Source organism: Vibrio cortegadensis, from assembly GCF_024347395.1.
GTDB classification, from domain to species: Bacteria; Pseudomonadota; Gammaproteobacteria; order Enterobacterales; family Vibrionaceae; genus Vibrio; species Vibrio cortegadensis.
Window position 1 is genome coordinate 46,526 of the sequence record NZ_AP025475.1, and the last position, 20,734, is coordinate 67,259.

Annotated in this window: 33 protein-coding genes and 2 pseudogenes; all 35 read left to right on the forward strand. The window is 44.9% G+C overall.

Annotated elements, in window-relative coordinates:
* The first annotated feature begins 86 nt into the window (after nt 1–86).
* The 35 genes and pseudogenes from OCV39_RS20835 to OCV39_RS21005 all read left to right on the forward strand — a co-directional run bounded on the left by OCV39_RS20835 (nt 87) and on the right by OCV39_RS21005 (nt 20,722).
* Nucleotides 87–284 (forward strand): Cro/CI family transcriptional regulator, encoded by a 198-nt coding sequence (locus tag OCV39_RS20835; protein WP_016786026.1) that lies wholly within the window; start codon nt 87–89, stop codon nt 282–284.
* Nucleotides 281–895 (forward strand): hypothetical protein, encoded by a 615-nt coding sequence (locus OCV39_RS20840; RefSeq protein WP_261890210.1) that lies wholly within the window; start codon nt 281–283, stop codon nt 893–895. Before OCV39_RS20835 ends, OCV39_RS20840 begins: the two co-directional genes overlap by 4 nt.
* 11 nt (nt 896–906) lie before the next feature.
* A complete protein-coding gene (locus tag OCV39_RS20845) occupies nt 907–1,635 on the forward strand; it encodes a bacteriophage antitermination protein Q (protein WP_016786028.1) in 729 nt (242 codons plus the stop codon).
* A gap of 201 nt (nt 1,636–1,836) precedes the next feature.
* On the forward strand, nt 1,837–2,673 hold the full coding sequence (locus OCV39_RS20850) for a hypothetical protein (RefSeq protein ID WP_261890211.1): 837 nt from the start codon (nt 1,837–1,839) through the stop codon (nt 2,671–2,673).
* A gap of 17 nt (nt 2,674–2,690) precedes the next feature.
* Nucleotides 2,691–2,876 carry a hypothetical protein gene (locus OCV39_RS20855; protein WP_261890212.1) on the forward strand — a complete coding sequence of 62 codons (186 nt, stop codon included), beginning with the start codon at nt 2,691–2,693 and terminating at the stop codon, nt 2,874–2,876.
* Nucleotides 2,877–2,885: 9 nt separating this feature from the next.
* The gene (gene rdgC / locus OCV39_RS21150) at nt 2,886–4,172 is read left to right on the forward strand and encodes a recombination-associated protein RdgC (protein ID WP_290269309.1); all 1,287 of its coding nucleotides are present in this window, start codon (nt 2,886–2,888) and stop codon (nt 4,170–4,172) included.
* Nucleotides 4,172–4,555 (forward strand): annotated as a pseudogene (gene ssb / locus OCV39_RS20870) (single-stranded DNA-binding protein); the annotation flags it as partial. The gene rdgC and the pseudogene ssb, both read left to right, overlap by 1 nt.
* Before the next feature lie 95 nt (nt 4,556–4,650).
* Nucleotides 4,651–4,821, forward strand: coding sequence for a hypothetical protein (locus OCV39_RS20875; RefSeq protein ID WP_261890213.1), 171 nt, complete (start codon nt 4,651–4,653; stop codon nt 4,819–4,821).
* On the forward strand, nt 4,811–5,167 hold the full coding sequence (locus tag OCV39_RS20880; RefSeq protein WP_132941298.1) for an ASCH domain-containing protein: 357 nt from the start codon (nt 4,811–4,813) through the stop codon (nt 5,165–5,167). Before OCV39_RS20875 ends, OCV39_RS20880 begins: the two co-directional genes overlap by 11 nt.
* Nucleotides 5,164–5,445 (forward strand): annotated as a pseudogene (locus OCV39_RS20885) (DUF4406 domain-containing protein); the annotation flags it as partial. The gene OCV39_RS20880 and the pseudogene OCV39_RS20885, both read left to right, overlap by 4 nt.
* A 355-nt stretch (nt 5,446–5,800) precedes the next feature.
* Nucleotides 5,801–5,977, forward strand: coding sequence for a hypothetical protein (locus OCV39_RS20890; RefSeq protein WP_261890214.1), 177 nt, complete (start codon nt 5,801–5,803; stop codon nt 5,975–5,977).
* Nucleotides 5,977–6,234: a hypothetical protein gene (locus OCV39_RS20895; RefSeq protein ID WP_261890215.1), complete on the forward strand. Its 258-nt coding sequence runs from the start codon at nt 5,977–5,979 to the stop codon at nt 6,232–6,234. The genes OCV39_RS20890 and OCV39_RS20895 overlap by 1 nt, the downstream gene beginning before the upstream one ends.
* Nucleotides 6,231–6,593 (forward strand): hypothetical protein, encoded by a 363-nt coding sequence (locus OCV39_RS20900; protein ID WP_261890216.1) that lies wholly within the window; start codon nt 6,231–6,233, stop codon nt 6,591–6,593. Before OCV39_RS20895 ends, OCV39_RS20900 begins: the two co-directional genes overlap by 4 nt.
* Nucleotides 6,594–6,735: 142 nt before the next feature.
* A complete protein-coding gene (locus tag OCV39_RS20905) occupies nt 6,736–7,032 on the forward strand; it encodes a hypothetical protein (protein WP_261890217.1) in 297 nt (98 codons plus the stop codon).
* 415 nt (nt 7,033–7,447) lie between these two features.
* Nucleotides 7,448–8,494, forward strand: coding sequence for a DNA methyltransferase (locus OCV39_RS20910; RefSeq protein WP_016786039.1), 1,047 nt, complete (start codon nt 7,448–7,450; stop codon nt 8,492–8,494).
* Nucleotides 8,495–8,517: 23 nt separating this feature from the next.
* The gene (locus tag OCV39_RS20915) at nt 8,518–8,796 is read left to right on the forward strand and encodes an HP1 family phage holin (protein WP_016786040.1); all 279 of its coding nucleotides are present in this window, start codon (nt 8,518–8,520) and stop codon (nt 8,794–8,796) included.
* A complete protein-coding gene (locus tag OCV39_RS20920; protein WP_261890218.1) occupies nt 8,796–9,320 on the forward strand; it encodes a lysozyme in 525 nt (174 codons plus the stop codon). Before OCV39_RS20915 ends, OCV39_RS20920 begins: the two co-directional genes overlap by 1 nt.
* Complete coding sequence (locus tag OCV39_RS20925; protein ID WP_261890219.1) at nt 9,310–9,726, forward strand: DUF2570 domain-containing protein; 417 nt, start codon at nt 9,310–9,312, stop codon at nt 9,724–9,726. The genes OCV39_RS20920 and OCV39_RS20925 overlap by 11 nt, the downstream gene beginning before the upstream one ends.
* Entirely contained in the window at nt 9,668–9,907 is a 240-nt protein-coding gene (gene lysC, locus OCV39_RS21270; protein ID WP_081327200.1) for an Rz1-like lysis system protein LysC, read from the forward strand. Before OCV39_RS20925 ends, lysC begins: the two co-directional genes overlap by 59 nt.
* A gap of 341 nt (nt 9,908–10,248) precedes the next feature.
* Complete coding sequence (locus tag OCV39_RS20930; RefSeq protein ID WP_016786044.1) at nt 10,249–10,428, forward strand: hypothetical protein; 180 nt, start codon at nt 10,249–10,251, stop codon at nt 10,426–10,428.
* Nucleotides 10,400–10,672: a hypothetical protein gene (locus tag OCV39_RS20935; RefSeq protein WP_016786045.1), complete on the forward strand. Its 273-nt coding sequence runs from the start codon at nt 10,400–10,402 to the stop codon at nt 10,670–10,672. The genes OCV39_RS20930 and OCV39_RS20935 overlap by 29 nt, the downstream gene beginning before the upstream one ends.
* Nucleotides 10,659–10,865: a DUF7940 domain-containing protein gene (locus OCV39_RS20940; protein WP_261890220.1), complete on the forward strand. Its 207-nt coding sequence runs from the start codon at nt 10,659–10,661 to the stop codon at nt 10,863–10,865. The genes OCV39_RS20935 and OCV39_RS20940 overlap by 14 nt, the downstream gene beginning before the upstream one ends.
* A gap of 117 nt (nt 10,866–10,982) precedes the next feature.
* Nucleotides 10,983–11,570: a hypothetical protein gene (locus tag OCV39_RS20945; RefSeq protein ID WP_261890221.1), complete on the forward strand. Its 588-nt coding sequence runs from the start codon at nt 10,983–10,985 to the stop codon at nt 11,568–11,570.
* Nucleotides 11,530–13,431, forward strand: coding sequence for a phage terminase large subunit family protein (locus tag OCV39_RS20950; RefSeq protein WP_261890222.1), 1,902 nt, complete (start codon nt 11,530–11,532; stop codon nt 13,429–13,431). The genes OCV39_RS20945 and OCV39_RS20950 overlap by 41 nt, the downstream gene beginning before the upstream one ends.
* Nucleotides 13,432–13,434: 3 nt before the next feature.
* Nucleotides 13,435–13,635: a gpW family head-tail joining protein gene (gpW, locus tag OCV39_RS20955; protein WP_016786049.1), complete on the forward strand. Its 201-nt coding sequence runs from the start codon at nt 13,435–13,437 to the stop codon at nt 13,633–13,635.
* Entirely contained in the window at nt 13,635–15,239 is a 1,605-nt protein-coding gene (locus OCV39_RS20960) for a phage portal protein (RefSeq protein WP_132941305.1), read from the forward strand. The genes gpW and OCV39_RS20960 overlap by 1 nt, the downstream gene beginning before the upstream one ends.
* On the forward strand, nt 15,214–16,512 hold the full coding sequence (locus tag OCV39_RS20965; RefSeq protein ID WP_261890223.1) for a S49 family peptidase: 1,299 nt from the start codon (nt 15,214–15,216) through the stop codon (nt 16,510–16,512). Before OCV39_RS20960 ends, OCV39_RS20965 begins: the two co-directional genes overlap by 26 nt.
* Nucleotides 16,512–16,850, forward strand: coding sequence for a hypothetical protein (locus OCV39_RS20970; protein WP_016786052.1), 339 nt, complete (start codon nt 16,512–16,514; stop codon nt 16,848–16,850). The genes OCV39_RS20965 and OCV39_RS20970 overlap by 1 nt, the downstream gene beginning before the upstream one ends.
* A 62-nt stretch (nt 16,851–16,912) precedes the next feature.
* Nucleotides 16,913–17,941 carry a major capsid protein gene (locus tag OCV39_RS20975; protein ID WP_261890224.1) on the forward strand — a complete coding sequence of 343 codons (1,029 nt, stop codon included), beginning with the start codon at nt 16,913–16,915 and terminating at the stop codon, nt 17,939–17,941.
* Between the two features lie 56 nt (nt 17,942–17,997).
* The gene (locus OCV39_RS20980; RefSeq protein ID WP_261890225.1) at nt 17,998–18,426 is read left to right on the forward strand and encodes a hypothetical protein; all 429 of its coding nucleotides are present in this window, start codon (nt 17,998–18,000) and stop codon (nt 18,424–18,426) included.
* Nucleotides 18,413–18,709 carry a head-tail joining protein gene (locus OCV39_RS20985; RefSeq protein WP_261890226.1) on the forward strand — a complete coding sequence of 99 codons (297 nt, stop codon included), beginning with the start codon at nt 18,413–18,415 and terminating at the stop codon, nt 18,707–18,709. Before OCV39_RS20980 ends, OCV39_RS20985 begins: the two co-directional genes overlap by 14 nt.
* Nucleotides 18,706–19,335 carry a phage tail protein gene (locus tag OCV39_RS20990; protein WP_016786056.1) on the forward strand — a complete coding sequence of 210 codons (630 nt, stop codon included), beginning with the start codon at nt 18,706–18,708 and terminating at the stop codon, nt 19,333–19,335. The genes OCV39_RS20985 and OCV39_RS20990 overlap by 4 nt, the downstream gene beginning before the upstream one ends.
* Nucleotides 19,325–19,768, forward strand: a complete 444-nt coding sequence (gpU, locus tag OCV39_RS20995; protein ID WP_261890227.1) for a phage minor tail U family protein — start codon at nt 19,325–19,327, stop codon at nt 19,766–19,768. Before OCV39_RS20990 ends, gpU begins: the two co-directional genes overlap by 11 nt.
* Before the next feature lies 1 nt (nt 19,769).
* The gene (locus tag OCV39_RS21000) at nt 19,770–20,261 is read left to right on the forward strand and encodes a phage tail tube protein (protein WP_261890228.1); all 492 of its coding nucleotides are present in this window, start codon (nt 19,770–19,772) and stop codon (nt 20,259–20,261) included.
* A 2-nt stretch (nt 20,262–20,263) separates the two neighbouring features.
* Nucleotides 20,264–20,722, forward strand: a complete 459-nt coding sequence (locus tag OCV39_RS21005; RefSeq protein WP_261890229.1) for a hypothetical protein — start codon at nt 20,264–20,266, stop codon at nt 20,720–20,722.
* The last annotated feature ends 12 nt before the right edge of the window (nt 20,723–20,734 follow it).

The window sequence follows — 20,734 nt, forward strand, 5'->3', positions numbered from 1 at the left end:
GTTTACCTGTTTTTTAAACTCAAACTGTGTTTAGAATCACCTAAACCTAGGTTTACTTTTGCGCTTCCAGTTAGTAGAATCATCGTATGAATACAGTTGACGTTATAGGTTACTTCGGCTCCAAGCCAAAAGTAGCGAAAGCACTAAAAGTTTCAAAGCAGGCCATTGGTAAGTGGGGCGATACAGTCCCTGAATTACGCCAGTTTCAACTGGAGGTTATTACTAACGGTGAGCTTAAAAGCGATTTCACATCAATAAAGATACGCAAGGAGGGGCAGCAATGAAATGTCGAGCGAACGACAGCAATTTAGCGCAGATTGTCATTAGACATACGCTTGCCTATTTTGACGCATCTAATGTACGTCGTGATGAGTTTGTTAAGGGGGTTTTACTTAATAATCTGATCGAGTCTGGTGCATTAGGTGAAGAACCAACGGATGCCGATGTCTTTCAACGTTGGCAGAAAACCAAATGTAAGCAGATAGAACGAATCATAAAAGAAGATTCGCCTATGCCTGCTGACTTTACGTTTGGTTGGATGGCTGCATTGCCGAGTGAATACAGAACCAAGTGCCTGAATGATGTGTGTGGTGCTATGGGTACCTTTTATACTCCACTCTCCCCTATTGGCACGCAGTCAAAACTCACTGCAATGCAGGCTTCTCTTTCTAACGTATCTAAAGAATTTGCAGATGTGCTTCAACACTCAGAGCCAGCAATGGACGGTGTTTATAACAGTAACGACGATAAAGCTGATTTACAGCAGCTATCAAATGAATTGTATGAGCTTATTGCTACCAGCTTTGTTGAGCTCGGCGCAATAAATAAGGCTTGTGGCATTTTGCCATCGGCTTATGTTGCTATGGCTAACAGCCAGTTATTCAGAAAAGAATAGAGGGATTTGCAGTGCGATATAACAAAGAAGGATTGCGTGAAGAAATCCGCCAAGCACTGCTAGTTGTTCCTCGTACCAAAGGTCAGTTGGAAGGCTTTGAGAATAACGGTAGTAGCAATAGTAAGTATCAGAAGCGCCCTACTCGCGAGATCGTTGTTGGGGTCGATGGTGAGGGTAATGAAACGACAAGTCGTATCAATGCGCAGCCAATCACAACGTTAGCATGTAGAACTTTCAAGAAGTCACCAATGCCTCTTCCGCCTCAAGCATTTAAATTTACCAAGCTTGTTAGAGCCATGAATAACGCACGCACGTGTGTCGCTGAATGGTTGCGTTATTGCTACAGCGACGGCGCACAACTGCCATCTGGAGAATTTCTAGTTGAACTACTTGCTCAGTTTAATTCGCAGGAAGAGCGTTCGTTAAGGGGCTCATCATCTGAATTAATTAAGCATCTTGCTTTGTTGGCTTGTCAGCAAAAGCGCGATGAAATAAACGCAGGTACGGCCCTGCTGCCACAAACCAAGATTGCACGGTTGGCAGGTAAGAGCGAGGCCGCTTGGAATAAGCGTTGGTCTTGCCGTTGGAATCGCCTGCTCGGAATTTTAAATAAGTTCGATCAGGAGGGACTCGATCATGTGTATGAATGGGGACGCAGCCCAAAAACTACCAGAAGATATGCCAACGTGCCTTTGCAACGTCGCGTTCAAGCTTCAACCAGAAGTGAAATGGTTGCCTGAATGGCGATATAACCGAGAAACAAAAGAATTAATGCTGATGTGTCCAAACTGCAAATTCCACACACCAGCGTTCGATAATAAGCCTGCAGTAATAGCAAATTGGGCTTTAACAAACAGAGCTGGCGACGCTTTCATTTTACAACTATGGAATCGTGATTATAAAAATCAAAGCCAGAATGCAGCATAAGCCAGGAGATAAACATGAAAGCATTTGACGTTAAGCGCGATGAACAAGGGTTTTGGACACATCCACAGTTACCTATGTGGGATGAGAAAACCAAGTTGGAAGCCTGCAAAAAATGGTTTGCTAGTAAAGGGCTTGATTGTGATCTTGTCATTATGGATGGCGAGATGGGTGAGCTTTGGTGTAGTGGTAAAATTGGCAGCTGTCTAGAGTGGAAGCCTAGCATCGATATTCAAGGGGCTTTCCTTGTTGGCATTTGGGACACAGAAGATGGTGTGGTAGCAATGTTTGCATTCCCATTAGTTATCTTTGCTGATTCATCAAAAGCAGCCCGTTTTGAAAAAAACATTAGCGGTTGGGTTTCAAGGGATGGTCGTTTTTATGGTGACAATGAAGATTTAGCGCGATGGAGTGGCTCTACTCACCGTAAGTGTGAGTGCGGTGAAGTATTTGTAAAGAACGCTTATTGCCAGAAGTGTAGCGATGTAAAAGAGAAAGATAATTTCCTCAGAATGCCAGTGGTTGAATGGGATGGAAGTGCACAGTTATACGACCAAAGTACTGACAAATATTTTGGCGAAATTGACGATATTTTTACGCACTATGAAGATGAAGAACTGAACATCAATGATGCCATGATTGTTGTTTGTGAGCCGAATTATGCTCGAGAGATTGAGAGTGATTTTTGGTGCGATGAATTGCCTCAAGATCTTTCATTTGAAGAGTGTGGCGGTGTTGATGCTGAAACTGTCGAGTTATTAGAAAAACTTAATAAGAAACTTAAACACACCATCCTTTCTTATTCTCCAGGGAAAAACAGAATAGATATTTTAGCGTCCGTAAAAGCGGCCTAAGACATTAAGGAGCCATTATGCGAACCATAGCAATCAGCAATGAACCTTTTATCTTTCAAACATACTTCCAAGCAGAGACTTTCTTAGAAAAGCAAGGCTACCACTGCGAAAACGAATGTTGGGTTCAAGATGAAAAGCCGATTGCGACCGTGGTCGCAAAGCCAAATGGTATTCAAATCGAATTTAATAAAATCCAGCATTAGAGATCACCCATGTTATTTAAAAACGCCTCTATTTATGAATTGAACGACTTCAATCTTTCTATTGCCGATATTGAAGAAAAGATTTCATCAAAACGATTTACCCAATTGAGTGAAACTGGTGTAAAGAGCACTGGTTTTGAACACGTTCTATTTAATGACAACGAGAAAGTAACGCATGTTGTTAATGACTGCTTATTTATTCAATACATTGACGCCACTCGCTCAGTACCTCGTGATCAGTTGAATGCTTTAAAAGAGCGCCGCATTGCTGATTTGGAAGAGAAAGGTACCAAGATTACCAATCAACTTCGTGATGATGTTGAAACCACTGCCCATGCGGAATTACTTCGCTTGCAGCCTGTTAAGCATCACCGCTCTTGTTTCTACATCGATATAAAGCGCCAGCTATTAGTTATTGATGAGAAAAGCGACGGTAAGAGTGAAGATGTTATTGGTGGCATTCGTAAGGCATTAGGTTCTTTCTCTTGTTTGCCTATTCGCTTAGGCGCTAAGCCTTGCGCTTATATCAATGATTGGGTGAGCTTACCTAAAGATGATCATCGCTTTATTAAGCCGGAATGGCTGTATGTTGATTATGAAGGAACGATAAAAGGCCGTGGGGAAACGGCAAAGCAAACAGTCGTATCTAAAGGTAATGCGATTGATTTTAGCGTGTTCGATTCTCTTTCTTTGGTTGAATGTGACATGGATAAATGTCAGTTGATTAATGAGAACGAATTGAAATATGAAGTCTCATTTACTCTTATCAGCCTGCCGGAATCTAAAACTCAACGCAATGTCGATATGAAGTTAGTCAAACTTCGTTTTCATAGTGATGCAGAACCCGAAGGTAATGATGATATTGCCTACCATAATGCTGACTTTTTCCTTATGACAGAAGAGTTAGGTCTTCTTATTGAAGATCTGTCTTTAGTGTTCGGTGGTCGTTCTGGATTGTTAGATGGTGATTCATTTCCTCAGAAATTAGATAACTCTAAAGGGAATGTTATTTGGGCATCTGATATTCAAAAAGCTGCTTCAAAAGGTTTGCCTGATGGAATGACAGTTACTGTCAGCGTAAAAGAAAGTGAAAACACGGACTCTCTACTCACCAAGGTTCAAGATTGGGTAGCAGAAACACGTCGTGCCAGTGTTTCAGGCGTCCAACGTAAATTCAAAATCGGTTACAACCGAGCGAGTCAAATTCTTGAAGACTTAGAAAAGATGGGTGTTGTTTCTGATTACAAATCAAACGGTACTCGTGAAGTTCTTATTGCTCCAAAGGAGGCTGAATAATGGCCAGTCGCGGAGTTAATAAAGTAATTTTAGTTGGTCACTTAGGCGCTGATGTAGAAGTTCGCTACATGCCGAATGGTTCTGCAGTCGCAAACATCACCATCGCAACCTCGGAATCATGGCGCGATAAAGCTACTGGTGAAGAACGAGAGAAAACTGAATGGCACCGTGTTGCTCTATTTGGAAAGATTGCAGAAGTCGCAGGTGAATATCTTCATAAAGGCTCACAGGTTTACATTGAAGGCCAATTACAAACGCGTAAGTGGCAAGACCAAAGTGGTCAAGACCAATATACGACAGAGGTTGTGGTGCAAGGCTTTAATGGCGTGATGCAAATGTTAGGCGGTAGAAGACAAGAGGGATGGGGCCAGCCTCAGCAGCCAACACGATGACGTTTAAGCACTTTGAACTTGTTATAGCAGCAACGGCATTCTACGCCATTGCTGCAGGGTTACTTTACATCCAATAGGTCTTGATCATGCTTCCATCCGATTCCAGTGAACTTCAGGCGTATGTCATGACGCATAACCGCATGACTCAACCACAGGCGCAAGCTTGGTTAGATAAATGGGCGCCTAGCTGGAGAACGGAAGAACCGAATAAGCCTGTTAGTGTTATTGAATACAGTGGTGACGATAATGAAGAATAAGGTAGTTCACTCGGTTGATACCGAATTAACACTCAATGACGAGAACTTTAATCGTATCTTCTCGGCTCATAAATGCACAAGTGTTCGTCTTGGTAATAAAGATATTCATCCAGGCTTTGCACATATTAAAAACGAAAAAACAGGGCAGCTTCTACCAGTCAATATTTGGTATGTAAACCACTGCTTGTTATCAGACCTTGAACTTAATGATGCCAGGCTAGATGGCTTTGCGACGATGGAAGATTTAAAAAGCGAGCTTCGCCGTTGTTATCAGCGTCCAATTGGTGATCGTGAGGTAATAACTCAAGTCCATTTCGATGTTGTTAAAGAAGAGAATGTTGCGTGAAGACTAAAGTCTATATTGCAGGCCCAATGAGTGGCCTGCCTGAATTTAACCGTCTAGCTTTTAATAAGATGGATCTGAAACTATCTAATAAAGGTTTTAGTGTCCTAAATCCAGCCTTGCTACCCGATGGATTATCTCAGCCAGAGTATATGGATATTTGTTGTTCAATGGTTCGAACATCAGATTGCATCCTAATGCTTTCTGGTTGGGAACATAGCTTAGGCGCTAATGCTGAATATCATCTTGCTCGTAAATTGGGAAAAATCATCATTCATGAAGTTAAATCGCCTGGATATGAATCAGCACAACGTCAAACCATAGCAAAAGAGCTAACTCTGTCGGCATACCTTGGAGAAGAACCAATTTCTTTAGCCGTTCAAAGGACCACAAGATTCAATATGGAAATTAGTGCTTGCCAGTTGTTGATGAATTACGGCAATAAAATGCGTGAAGGTTTTTCTACTGACAGGCAGGGGATGCTTAAATTTGCATTTGAAGAGGTTAAAAGCATTGAAGTGGATGAGCTTTTAAATTCAGCCGCTAATGCTATGGCTACCGGATGCGTAGATAACAAGATGGAGTTGGTTATCAATATAGGCAAGTTATTAGAGTCATATAAACCAGAGGTGTCCAATGTACGGTGAAATTGAATATTGTGGTGACTGTGTAGTTTGTGATGAACCTGTCGATCTATCGGAAATGGGCGCATGTAAAAGTTGCGGCAGTGCCTTTCACTGGGGCCAATGTGGTGAATGGCACAGCAATGAACATACATGCAGCAATTGCATGCCTGAAGATGAGGAAGAATAGTGGATAGGGAGCTTATCAAAAAGCTGCAGTCGCTATGCTTGGAGCTCAAAGAACAGGAGCAGGAAGCGAAGCAGCTGCAAAAGGAAAGGCCAGGTTTTGAAGGTTATTTTCTCGGGTTAGAGGTTGGAAGAATGCAGGCACGAATTGAAATTGAAACGATATTAGAGCAGCGCCCTACTTCAAGTACGTTTTCACCTCAAAGTCGCTCAGTGGTCATTGATGGTGAAGTTATAAATGAAAAAGGAAAATTAAGATGAACGAAAAGCTTGTAGAAATGATTGAAAATTGTGGCCTGGAAGTTGAAGACGTTGCTCACATTATCGAAGAAGCTCAACAGCAAGTTGCCGCAACAAACCTCCCCGTTCTGATGAGTCGTGATAATCCGACTGGTTGGAAGCTAGAAGAACTAACAGAGAAGTTGCGTGTTGAGATTCAAACCAAGTCACTAAACATTGCAGGTGACATGTCCATTGAGGCGCAAACCGTAATTAACAATAATTTCCAGATTATTGGGCTACTGATGCAAGTTGAAGCACTGCAGCGCCAGTCTTTTGCCGTCATGTCTCAATTAGGTAAAGATCAAGGGCCTACTGGAAAGCCACGAATTGGTAAGTAAGGGAAAGTACTCCCAATAGCTAGTTGTTTTTCCGTAATGAGAGGTCGTGGTCACACCCACGGCTTTTCCCTCCAATAAGACTAGCTTTCCACGTGACCAATAATTAGTGTCGTCCTGACTTTAATACGCCAGGAGAAGTTATATGAACCAGATTAAAAACACCCAAGAAAACCTAGTAAAAGAAATACTTGAAAACGCATCGTGCGGCCCACAAAGCGCCGAAAGTATTGGTGGGTACGCAATGGCTAGGGGTATGGCAAGTTTGCCGCACGTGGCCTTTGTTATGGAGCAATTAAGCCAAGCTGGACAATTAAAGAAGATCCCAGATGGTCGCTACATTACAACCGACCTCGGTGAATTGATGCTGCTAACGTTAAACACTACATCTTGTGTGTTAACCACAAATAAAACACAACATGCAGTTGCAAATGTCCTATAGTTAGGGTATAAATTTACCAAAGTGCGGTTTTTGTAACCGTGAACAAATTGAAACCTCGCCAAATGGCGGGGTTTTTTCGTATTTGGGCGCAGCCTTGAGTACCTGAGACCTGCTTTTGCAGAGAGGGAGCTGTGCATCTTCTACGGCAATGAAATGGGCGACTGTGAAGTGCGGGAACACCTCACAGCCATCTGACCTATTACGCTAGTCATAAGCCAAACCAAGGCCCATCCAGCTTTGCAAAGCGGTTGGAGTCTACACGAAAGTGAGACTATATGACAAAACTAATAGAACTGCGTTGCCCTAAGTGCGGCGCGAAATTATGTGAATTTATTGGCACTGTTTCGATTAAATGCAAGCGGTGCAAAACTTTGATTAAGGAGAGTGCCAAGAGCGCCTAAGCTCGGAGGCACTATTGAACCATTCCTTCTTAAATAACACGGTGCAGCTGTTTAATGCAGATTGCCTGTCTTATCTTAAAACCTTACCAGATAACAGCGTCGACCTTGTTTTAACTGATCCACCTTATTTCCAAGTAAAGAAAAACGCTTGGGATAATCAGTGGCCTGATGTAGAAACGTTCTTGGCGTGGTTAGACGAGATCATGCTTGAGTTTTGGCGAGTGCTAAAACCATCAGGCAGTATTTACTTGTTTTGTGGCCACAAGCTCTCAGCAGATACTGAATTGCTTATGAGGCAACGCTTTAATGTGTTGAACCATATCATTTGGGCTAAGCCAAACGGCCCATGGCGCAGAATGAGAAAAGCTGATTTACGGTCCTTCTTCCCTGCTACTGAGCGTGTACTGTTCGCTGAACACTACGGTTCGGAAGGTCATGCTAAAGGCGTGGCTGGTTATGCGAAGAAGTGTTCTGAATTAAAGAAAGAGGTATTTGAGCCTCTGATTCAATATTTCAAACAAGCCCGTGAGACGCTTGGCATTTCAGCCAAAGAGATCAACAAAGCTACTGGCACACAGATGTGTTCACATTGGTTTAGTGCCAGTCAGTGGCAACTTCCTAATCGAGAACAATATGAAAAGCTGCAAGCACTGTTTGCTGAACATGCTGGAAAGCTTGAACGCTCTCATGAAGAACTAACCAAAGAGTACGATGCACTTAATGCGGACTATCAGTCGTTAACTCGTCAGTATGACGATCTTAAAGCTGAGTATGAAAGCTTGCGTCGTCCATTCAGCGTCACCAGTGACGTGCCTTATACCGATGTTTGGACATTTACTCCTGTCGCGTATTACCCAGGTAAACATCCATGCGAAAAGCCAGCGGAAATGCTGGAGCACATTCTCACTGCCAGCAGTCGTGAAGGTGATGTTGTGCTTGATGCTTTTATGGGTTCCGGCTCTACGGGTAAAGCGTGTGTGAAGTTAAACCGCCGTTTTATTGGTATTGAGATGGAAGAAGGCACTTATTTGTCGACGGTTGATTCATTTAACCAGTTGTAAAACGCAAAAGCGTGAGGCTCCTAATGCTAGAGAAAAAACAACTATGGCTGACTGCTCTAGCTGGAGTTGTCGCCGCTTTTTTTATTGCGAAAGGTGAGAAGGTTACCCAGTTCTTTGCAGGTTGGGTGACTGTTCTCGGTGCATTTTCAGTCAGTGAGTGGGGTGTGATTGGAGGCCTGTTCTTGGGTCTAGCTTCTTTCATCCTCACTTGGGTTTATAAGCATAAAAATCATGAAGTGCTCAAGTCCAAAGTGGCGAGCGGAGTACCGCTAGAAACACTTCTTGAAGAGGACGATCGGTAATGAAGGCTAAAAACAAGATTGTTTGTTCTGTCATGGCCATCATTGCTCTTATCACCGGAGGGGTTGTTCAAAGCGACCTGATGGTTTCACAACAAGCCTTGGAGATCATAGGCAATGCAGAGGGATGCCGACTGGATCCTTATGTTTGCCCGTCCGGCTTAATCACTAACGGTGTGGGGAATACTCATGGCGTAGATGATAAGCCGGTTACTGAAATTCAAGTCGCAGAGGATTGGGTTAAAAACATCAAATCCTCAGAAAAATGTCTCGTTGCTTCGATGGGTGATGCTCCGATGAGCCAAGGGCAAATTGATGCTTTCACATCATTCATATTCAACACAGGCTGTACGCGATTCAGACATAACCCTGATGGCAGCGAGACACGCATTTATAAACACATTCGCCAAGGTAACTACTCCAAAGCTTGTAACGAGCTTTCGTTTTGGGTGTATGGGGCTGGTAAGAAGTTACCAGGCCTAGTTAAGCGGCGACAGAAAGAAACGGAGCTCTGTTTTGCTAACTAAGATGAACGGCATTTTTATTGTGGTGCTTGGGTTGGTGATTGGTTTCTTTTCTTTGCGTGTTGACTATTTGGAGCAACAGATTGAATCGAAAGACTCAACCATTGCAACCAAACAGGCTGAACTTGCAACAGCCAAGCTATCCATTGCAACCGTTACTCAGGTCAATACCGATTTGAATTCAACGATTAATACGCTCACTCAGCACCTTGACGATGAGCGTAAAGCCGTTGATTACATGAAAACTTACAATGCGACCGTGGACGCAACAGTGAATCAAGCCGTCGGTGAACTAAAAGGACTACTGCAGAATGAAGAAGATGATTGTGGCTCTAAGCGTTTGCCTGCCGATGTTATTGACAGCATGTGGCAGCACTACCGATCTCCAAGTGGTGACGCAGACTCGTGATGTGGTAGTTCTTCCACCTGCGGCTTTCCTAACACCTTGTGATATTCCTTTCGATGGCCCGCCCCTGACAAGGGATGAAGCTGTTGAACGTGACCTGATTTGGAAGGGTGCGTTAGAGAAGTGTGGGCAAAAGCCCGACAAGATCAAACAGTGGTACCAGGATAAGCAGGCCGACAAGTAGCGTCGATTAGCGCGAGCACATTCCTTATATCCATTGCTTACTCTAAAGCCAGCCATGTGCTGGCTTTATTTCTAAGTGGGTTTACGAGCCTCTTTAGGAATAACCTGAAATGAGTATGAACAACCGAGGGTGTCACCATGTAGTGATTAACTTCCACGTGGACAGGTAACGATAACTGAACGGGCAGACTATGCATTCGTTACGGAAACCAATCTCATGACAGTCAGAGCCTGGACAATCCACCGGACTCTGACAAACCCGAACCAACTCAAGGAAAAAGTCGATAGATATGTGGGTGGTGCATTGGATTGCATGTATCCAATCGGCGCAACGAGGTAGCTATGTTTGAAGCAATTCTGAATACACAAGGGCAGGCTTTAGAGCGATTGATGAGCAATCAGCCAACCGCTAACCCAACAAAGATGGAGTTAGCAAAGCAGCGCCTTGAAGAGTCCATTTGTTTAGCTATTCAAGCATCAAAGGAAGTGACCGATGGCAATGTTCAAGCACAGACTGACTAAGCAGCAGATAGAAGAAGACTACACACATTACGCCTTTCTATTTGGTGTGGTGCCTATCTACTTCAATGAACAGACCAACGCTGTCTGCGTTCGCAATGGGTGGCCTGAGTGGTTGCTGGACTTCTTTGAAGGATTGTTTGCGGTTTACTGCATTGCAGCCACATCCATCAATCCAGAGCTGGATCCTATGTTCCCAATCAAACTAACCAAAGAGATAAAAGGTAGTGGCCATGAAACTAATTGATAACTGGAAAGAGTCAGGAAAGCTGTGGAGTATCCAATGGGCACTGGCCGTCGTGGCTATGAACCTGCTGGCTTCTCTGCTCCCATTGATTGAGGTGCATGTAAGTATGCCAGTGTATGCAGGGCTGAACGCTACTGCAGCTGCGTTGACGATCATCTTTCGTGTTCTTTCTCAGACACCTAAGCCTGTCTAATGCGACCGCGGTCGCAATGGGTCCTTCCGGCGTATCTGGAACCCCACGGGGGCATGACCTCGCAGAAAACCTCTCACTTTTAAATTTTTTTCGTTTTTCAGGGTTTCCGGTTTCCGCATGAAAGAGCAGCTTTTTAATCCGAATATCAAGTTTGGCCAGAAGCAAATCGGTGACCTACTTGGCATTTCAGATCGCCAAGTCAGAAACCTGCAAAACCAAGGCGTACTGCCGAAAGCAAAGGGTCGAGACGGTATCGATCCTATGGAGTGCATTCACTCCTACATCAGTTATAAGTCAGTCGAAAAACCGACTGAAGAAGAACCGGAAACACCTACCGAAGAATCGGAAAAACAGCGCGAACAACAGCTCAAGAATGATGAGCGTGAAGAACGCATATTACTCAACCGAACAAAGCGCCTGGTACTCGAAAAACAATATGCTCCTATCTCAATCATCACAGACACCATTTCAATGGTTGCGATTGCGTTGCGAACCCGAGTGGATTCGTGGCTACCGAAGTTGAAGATGGCATGGCCGGATATGCCGCCAGAGCAAATCGAGGTACTTAAGCGAGAATTGGCTATGGCATTGAATGAGCTTGCAGACGTTAAACCAGATCTCTCAGCATACGAAGATAGCGATATCGAGAGCGGTTTCGCGAGCCTTGAATCCATTGAAGGCGACGATACCGTTAACCGGAGTTGAATGGTCGGACAAATATTTCAGACTACCAGAGGGTAGCTCTCAAATAGCAGGTGCTTGGGTAACGCAACCACTGCAGGTGGCGTTACTTAACATGATGACAAACGACAGTATTCGTTTGTTGGCTGTAAAAAAGTCCGCACGTCTCGGTTACACAAAAATGGTTGTAGCCGCTTTGCTTTACTTAGCAGAGCACAAAAAACGCAGTGCTGTTATTTACCAGCCAGTCGACGATGAATCTGATGCCTTTGTGGTTGATGAAGTTGATCCTGCTATTGCAGAGATGCCCGTTATTCAGCGAGTTTTCCCCGACTGGAACGTAAAGAGCGAGCACAACAAAGTTTCAAAGAAAGTCATGATTGGTTCAATCCTAGACTTTCGAGGCGCCACATCACCAGGTAACTTCCGACGACTAACCAAACAAGTCGTGGTCGGTGATGAGGTTAACGCCTGGCCACTTGAAGTTGGCAAAGGTGGGAAAGGCGAAGGTAACCCTATCAAGCTTGCATTAAAGCGTTTGAAAGGGGCCAGCTTTCCAAAAGCCATATTTGGTACAACGCCAACGGTTGTTGGTCACTCGCATATCTCGAACATCCTTGAAGATTGTGATCTTACATTCCGTTTCTACTTGCCATGCCCTCATTGCGGTACTGAGCAGGTGCTGGAGTTTGGAGAACGCGACGGTGAGATAAAAGAGTACGGCCTACTGTGGGACGACACTCAAGAAACTATTGAAAAGAAAGCCAGAACGGCGCATTACAAGTGCAGCAACGTGAACGACTGTGGCGAGTCTTTCCATTACTCCGACCTGACCAAAATGGAGCAGGAAGGACGATGGATGGCAGAGGACTTCACATGGACAAAAGACGGGATCCATTTCTTCTCTGAGAATGGGTTCAGAACTCAACCACCACGGAACGTTGGCATTGAAATCAATGCTATTTACTCACTCAACCTTGATGGTTGGGGTGAAATTGTCGATGAATGGCTTCGAGCCAGAGGCAAGCCTGAAAACGAACGGACATTTATTAACACGGTTCTTGGTCAGGATTATGAAGATAAGAACGGTGAGAAGTTAGATTTTGAAGTGCTTAAAGAGCGCCGAGAAGTTTACAACGCTCCGGTACCTGATGGGGCGGTTTACTTAACTGGCGGTATTGATAGCCAGCGAAACCGATACGAATGCTACACGTGGGGTTGGGGGCCAAATGATGAAAAATGGCTGATCAACAAAACCATTTGCATGGGTGATTACGACAAAGAAAGCACCTTGGAAATGGTCGATAAAGTTATCAATCAAACCTACAAAAAAGCCAACGGCGCTGAAATGACCGTGGCTCGTTGGTGTTGGGATACGGGTGGTATTGACCCTGATATCGTCAACAAACGCAGTAAAAAGCACGGTCTATTCCGTGTCATACCAATTAAAGGTGCCAGTACTTACGGCAAGCAAATCGCCTCATTTCCACTCAAGCGCAATAAGAACGGCGTTTATCACACTGAAATCGGTACTGATACCGCGAAAGACTTGCTGTATTTGCAGATGGAGAAGTCACCACAAGCTAAAGATCAACCAATGGATGGGGTTATGCACCTCCCGTTGAATGATGAAGTTTGTGATGAGGTGGTGTGCCAGCAACTCGCATCAGAGCGACTGGTTGAAAAGTTGGTGAATGGCAAGCGAGTTCTGAGGTGGGATAACGAAGGTAGACGAAACGAGGCATTAGATTGCCTGGTTTATGCCCTCGCTGCTCTCAGAATATCAACTAGCCGGTTCGGTATTAATTTATCCGAACTCAGCGAACCTCAATCATCCAGTAAAGACGAAATAGATATTGAGGCACTAGGTGCCGCATCGGGGTAATACATGACAGATCAGCAACGGTTAGATCAAATGCGGTTGGCTTATCAAAATCTATTGATGGGTAAGTCAGCTCGCGTCATTCAAAAAGATGGTCGTCGGGTTGAATACAGTCCGGCAGATAAGCAAAGCCTGCTTAGTGAAATTCAGCGGCTGGAAAGTATTGCAGGACAAAGCAGGCGTCGAGGCCCAGCGGGAGTGATTTAATGAAAGACGTACAAATTCTGCATCCGTCTGGAATGCCAGCTCGGCAAATGGCAGGTTACGAAGGTGGAAATGCGGGGTTTGGCGGTCAATTGGCAGAGTGGACGCCACCGTTAATGACGGAAGATGCAGCCCTGTTGCCAAGCCTTGATTTAAGCAACGCTCGCTCAGACGATTTAGTTCGTAACCATGGTTATGCAGCAGGCGGTATGCGTCTGCACCTGGATAACATTGTTGGTCATATCTTCAAACTTAATTGGCAGCCAATGTGGCGTCGATTGGGTTGGACTGAAGATGAGTTCATGGACTTAAAAACCGATGTAGAGGCGGCTTGGCTGGAATATGCCGAGGATGACCGTTGTTACATTGATGCAGAGCGAAAGCGGACTTTCACCATGTTAGTCCGAGCAGGTATTTGTCAGCATTTTAATTATGGCGACGTAATGGCTGCAGCGGAGTGGATACCAGACCGACACGCAGGTTATTCCACCTCTATTAAAATGATATCGCCAAAGCGAGTGCGAAACCCGGGCAATGTCACGCTGATGGATTCAGATATTCGTGGCGGGATTAAGCATGGCCGTCATGGTCAGGCTCAGGGGTATTACGTCGCTGATATTAATCCGATGATGCCACTTGGCATGATCGCGAACAATTACCGCTACGTTAGCAAAGAAACGTGGTGGGGCCGAAGTAAGTTTATTCACGTATTTGATGCAAAAGACGATGGGCAATCTCGCGGTACCAACGCGTTGATGTCAGTTATGAGTCAGATGCACATGCTGGATAAATTGCAGCAAACCAAGCTGCAGAACGCCATCGTCAACGCCATGTTTGCAGCTACGATTGAATCAGAATTAGATTCGACCGAAGCTTTCAACTTTATAACTGGCGGTGAAGAAACACAAAAGAACATGTGGAACTGGATGGGCGCGGTGAATAAATACCACCGTGGCGCAAACATTCGCATGAATGGCACGAAAGTGTCTCACTTAATGCCAGGTGAAAGCTTAAACCTACAGCGACCATCGAATGCTGATAATGGTTATAGCCAGTTGGAGATGTCGATTCTTCAATACATCTCATCTGGTATTGGTGTTTCCGTTGAGCAATTAACTCACAACTTCCAAAACTCTAACTACTCCAGTGCTCGAGCAGCCTTGAATGAAAGTTGGCGTTACTTTATGGGTGATCGCAAGTTCATTGCTTCGCGATTTGCTACTCGTATTTTTTCGCTATGGCTGGAAGAGGCTGTTGCAAAAGGTGTTGTCAGGCTTCCGAAAGGAACGAATTTCTGGCAGGCACGTTCTGCACTTTGCCGTTGTGATTGGATTGGCTCAGGCCGCCTGTCGATTGATGGTATTAAAGAAGTTAAAGAGTCCATTCTTCTTATCGAAAGCGGTCTTTCTACTTATCAGAAAGAGCTGGCCAAGATGGGCGAAGATTACATCGAGGTGTTTGAACAGCAAATGCGTGAGATGAAGATTCGCGAAGAGAAAGGATTACCAAGACCAAGTTGGTTGCAGGCCGAGCAGTTTGCTCCTGAGCAACCGGACGAACCAGCCAACAATGGGAGCAAAAATGAACCAAATAATCAGCCAGTTTAACCAATGTCCGGTTTTGCTAGCGCCGAGTCAGCTTAGTTCCCTTGGTGGTTTTAAGCCTCAGTTAGATACCAGCAAGTTATCAATGCAGGAATTGGCATTGGCAACAGGGATTTCACACGACGCCAAAATGAAACCCTATCAAGTTGTTAATGGTATCGCGGTTATCCGTATTCAGGGTGCATTGATTCACAACCTCGGGTGGAGCAGCAGCAACTACACCGGATACGACGTTATCAAGCGAAAAGTGGCTTTCGCTATGCAAGATAAGGACGTAAAGGGTGTATTCCTGCTTTTTCATACCGGAGGCGGTAGCGTCTACGGTTGCCCTGATACGGGCGACTTGATTCACCAATGCAGCAAGGTTAAGCCAGTATGGACCCTATCTGAAGATATGGCTTACTCAGCAGGGCAATGGCTACACGCTCAGGGCTCACGTCGTCTTGTTACTCAAAGCGGCGGTTTGGGCTCGGTAGGCGTTGTTGTGGCTCACGCTGATATGTCGAAGATGCTGGATGATTATGGGATCAATATGACCCTTCTTTTTGATGGCAAGCATAAGGTCGACGGAAACCCATACGAAGCGTTATCAAATACCGTAAAAGACAAAATTCTTGCTGACTGTAAAAAGACGCGTGGCAGCTTCGCTTCTGCCGTATCGCGAGGAACAGGCATGAGCGTTGGTGATGTACTTAGTACCGAGGCGGAATGCTACACAGGGCAAGAGGCTGTTGATATTGGCTTCGCACAAGAAGTTGTCAGCAGTAATACCATCCTTAACGAGTTCATTGAGCACGTTAACAAACCGAAATCAGTAACCACATTAGGAAACGTCATGGATCCGAACAAAGACAAAAAGCAGGCCGACTCGCAGGCAACAGAGCAACAAGCGAGCACTACAGCGCCTGCAGAAACCGAACCTGCTCAGTCTGCGTCTGAGCAATCTCAACAAGCCGATGAACGTTCTCGCATTAAAGGCATTATGGGCTGTGCGGAAGCGGAAGGTCGTGGTGAGTTAGCTAACCATTTAGCTTTTGATACCAACATGAGTGTTGATGAAGCAAAAGGTATTCTTGCTGTAGCTCCTAAAGCAACCGTGGCGGCTTCATCTTCAGTGCAAAAACCTGCTTCTGATGCATTTGCTCAAGCAATGGGTACCGAAGAACATCCAAATCTGTCAGCAGACGGTGTTGAAGAAAATGCGGAAACAGGCTCTGTTGACGTACAAGCATCTGCAATCTTGGCTGACTTTAAAGCAGCAACGGGAGTGAAATAATGACAACCGAAAATTTAGATTACAGCGAAGTAATTACAGGTGACACTGACATTGAGCATGTGACGGTAATTATCGCATCTGGTGAAGATGTGGCTCAGTACACTCCACTGGTACATGATGAAACCAGCGGTCATTACAAAGCAGCTGTCGCGGCAACGAAAAAGGCTCAATTCCTTTCATCTTTTGCTGTTGATGCTACGAGTGGCGCAAAAACTCACACAGCTATCAAAGCGATTAGCATCGACCCTGCTGTCGTGGCCTATCCGGCAGGCATGGGTGACGAGCTGAAATCAGGTTTGTTTGCGGGTACGCCGATTAGTACTCAGTCGCCAGCATAACCAACTCTCTTTCATTTCTATAAAAGAGCCTTTATGGCTCTTTTTTCATTTCTGGAGTATCCATGAAATTAACAGCTTTAACGACTGCAGTGCTTATTGCACTCAAGCAGCAAATGCCGCCTCAATATGTGCCTGCACTTCGCAAGCGTTTAGTTAAAGGCGAAATCACTTTTCCGACCAAAGCGATTGCATTCGACAAGATTAAGAAAGGTCGAAAGTTAGCCCCGCTTGTTTCACCAATGATTTCCGGTAAGCCACAAAAGCAAAAAGGTGGCGTGATGACTTCGGTCGAACCGGCTTATGTGAAACCAACGGATACCGTAACCTCTGATCGTCTTCTAAAGCGTCAGCCTGGTGAAGCGCTTATGGGTGAACTGTCGCCAGCGCAGCGCTTGAATGCTATTCGTGCTGACTTATTGAATGAGCAGTATGAAAGCATTGAGCGTCGTGAAGAGTGGATGTTGTGTGAAGTGCTCAAAACTGGCGGTGTGACGTTGGAAGGTGAAAGCTTTGAAGCCATCCATATCGACTATGGCCGAAGCCCTGAGAACAACGTTACTTTGTCCGGTGCTGACAAATGGAGCGCACTGGAGAAAGACAGTGAAAAACCTATGGAAGACATCGAAGATTGGGCGTCTCGTTGTAACTTGGTAGCGAATGAAGTCTATATGGGCCGTGCAGCCTGGCGTTTATTCCGTTCTTTCACATGTGTGAAAGATGCATTGGATACTCGCCGCGGTTCGCGTTCACAAGCTGAAACTGCAGCATTGAATAACGCCAACTTTAAGTGGGTTGGTTCAATTGGTGAGTTCGACTTCTTTGTTTACACGGGCGCGTATGAAGATGATGCAGGTGTCGATCAACTTTATGTGGATGACAACGGCGTGATGGTGACTTCTTCTGATGTTGAAATCTACTTTGCATATGGTGCGATTCAAGATGTTGAAGCCAATGCGATGGGCATTGTAGAAGCGACTCGTTACCCATCTAACTGGTTTACTAAAAACCCAAGCGCGGAATGGTTGCAGACTCAATCAGCACCGATTCCAGTAATGCTGGATGCCGACGAAGCGTGTTACGCACGCATTTAATTTTGACCTAAAGAAAGTGATTGCGACCATGGTCGCAATCACTTTCGGAGAGCAACATGGCCAATAAAACAGAACTTAATGCTCAGCTTGATTTTTTAGAAGCTGCGCTTGATGAAGCAGGGGTGGAGTATGCCAAGGTCAACCGCGACCAGACCAATGCTGATCTTGAAAAAGAAATCGCTCGCTTGGAATCGCTACTGCCGGATGAAGGCGATGCTGATACCTCGTGTGAGTCATCTAATGAGAAGCCGCAAGAGCAAGACCAGCAAGCTTCGCAGCCAGAACCACAGCAAGCGGAAACGCAAGCAGCAGAACCTACGGGCAAAAACCGCACGGTCAAGCTTTTTAAAGGCGTGAATATTGAAATTACTCTCGCTGGAAAAAAAATGGTGCTGCAGGGTGATAAATCCCATTCATTACCTGAAGAACGTGCTCGTTCTATTGTCGCTGAGAACTTAGGGGTGTTTGAGGATGTCGACGTTTGATAATGAATTCGACCAAGCGATGGCTGAAGCAGACGATACGATTTGGTCTGCATTTGGCGTTATGGTGAAAGTAAATGGTGGTGAAGCAATTCAAGCTGTTTATGACGAGTCGTTAAATGAGTTCGATGCCATGGCAGGCTTGGTTCGCAAGTTATCATTCAAGACTAGCGACGGAGTTCGCCCTCGAAAGGGTGACAAGGTTGAATTTGTTAGCACAGGACGAACACTGACAGTCACAAGCGGCCCATACCCAGACGGCGGGAACATTCAGGTGATCTTATGAATAACTTAGACCGAGAATTGACGCAGGCGGTTAATAACCTTTCTGCGTTACAAAAAAGTGCTGTGCCAAAAGCGAGTGCTATGGCTATTAACCGCGTCGCCACCCGTGCCATTTCTCGGTCGGTTAAAGATACGGCTAAAGCCGTAAGGATTAAGCAAAAAGTTATTCGACCACGGGCTTCCTTGAAAAAAGCGAACGGGAAAATGCCAGTTGCTTACGTTCGTGTTCGTCGGTTTGATGTGCCAGCTATTTCTATTGATACCGCTCGAACACAGATACGACGCAAGAAAGGTCGTTACATGGTTAGCCAGTCGGTAAGAGGCAGCAATGGTCGTTACCAGAAGCGAGAGCATTCAGGAAACACTGCGATTGTTGTTGGTCGACATAAGTTTGAAAACGCATTTTTGCAGAAATTGAAGAATGGACGCTGGCATATCATGCAGCGGACTCAGGATGCTCGTTATCCAATCAAGGTTTGTAAAGTTCCAATTGTTAATGAAATAACGAACGCGTTTCAAAAGCACAGTAAAGCGTTGATAAAAACAGATATGCCAAAAGAACTTGTTAGTGCGATGCAGCAACAGGTTCGGTTGATTGTTCGTCGAGAGGTAGGCCGTGGAAATTAACACCCAAATTCGAGAGCAAGTGATAGCAGACTTAAAAAGCGGTTTGCTAACCGATAGTGGTGACCCAATGGTCGCCACTTTTTTTAATGGTCTACCTGCCTTTATTGAAGTTCCTGAAATGGAAGGCTATGAGGGTGACATACCAGCTGTGTCGGTTTCGCTTGCAGATGGTACAGCGACCGATGAAGATTTTGATGAAGTCACTTGGCAAGCCGTATTAAACATCCGAGTGTACTTGGTTGCAGATAACTTTACCGATCCAGAGTTAGATAAGTTCGGCTCAGAAATCCTAAAAATCATCACTAGGCATTATACCGCTAACGGGTTGCTCTCTCTCTGCAACCGAACTTCTTATGATTATGGTCGAGATGATGAGCAGCCGTGGGGAACGCTTGACTTAGCGTTTACCGTTGAATATTGCGAAGAGGCATAAAATGACAGCACTAACAACACCAACCAAAGGCGCAGGCACTACGTTCTGGCGTCTAAAAGATGGCGAAGACATTACTACCATCACGGATTACACCGATGATACGAAGTGGGATCAAATTGCCAAAATTCGAGAGATTCAGCCAGGTGAAATTACGGTTGAAGACGAAGAAGACGATTACCTTGATGATCCTAAAGCGGATTGGAGTAAAACCAGTCCAGGTACTAAGTCAGCAGGTGAAACCACACTAACCATTGCATGGTTACCAGGCGAAGCTCAGCAGCAGAAGTTGGTCGATGATGTGAACAATGATGTGATCACTCATTATCGCTCGAAGTATCCGAACGGTGCGGTTGATGTATTGAATGGTTACATCAACTCATTAGGTAAGGCTGTGGCCATTAAAGAAAAAATGACCCGTACTATCAAAATCAAATCGGTTGGTCAGCCTAAAACGGCTGAAGAATTATTGGCTAACCCTCCAGCGCAAGGATAGTTATGAAAACGTTCTTGAAGAAAAAGAGCATCCCATTTGAAGGGGATAATATTGAAATTACTCAGCTATCAGGTTTGGAGCGTTTTGATTTCTTGGATTATTGCTCAGATTTAGAAAAGCCAACTCAACCAAAACAGCCTGCTGAAGATGCTACCGAGCAAGAGTTCGAACAGTATTATGAAGCCATGGAAAAATGCCTTAAAAAGTGGTCTCGCGTTAATTTTATTGGTCAATCAAGACTTGTCGCCTATGGCTATCAAATCTCAGATATTGAGTTAGAAGAACGTCACCAAATGGTGATGTCATCAATGACGCCAGAGCTAGTTAAGTTATTGCACGATGAGATAGCGGTTTTTTCTGGAATTCCCCTTCCCAAAGAAGCTGAAGAGACTAGCGAACCTGATCATGCAGATGCAGAGCAATCAGAAGAGCAGTTGGAGCCAGTTGACCCAAAAGGTTAATTAGGGCTGAAA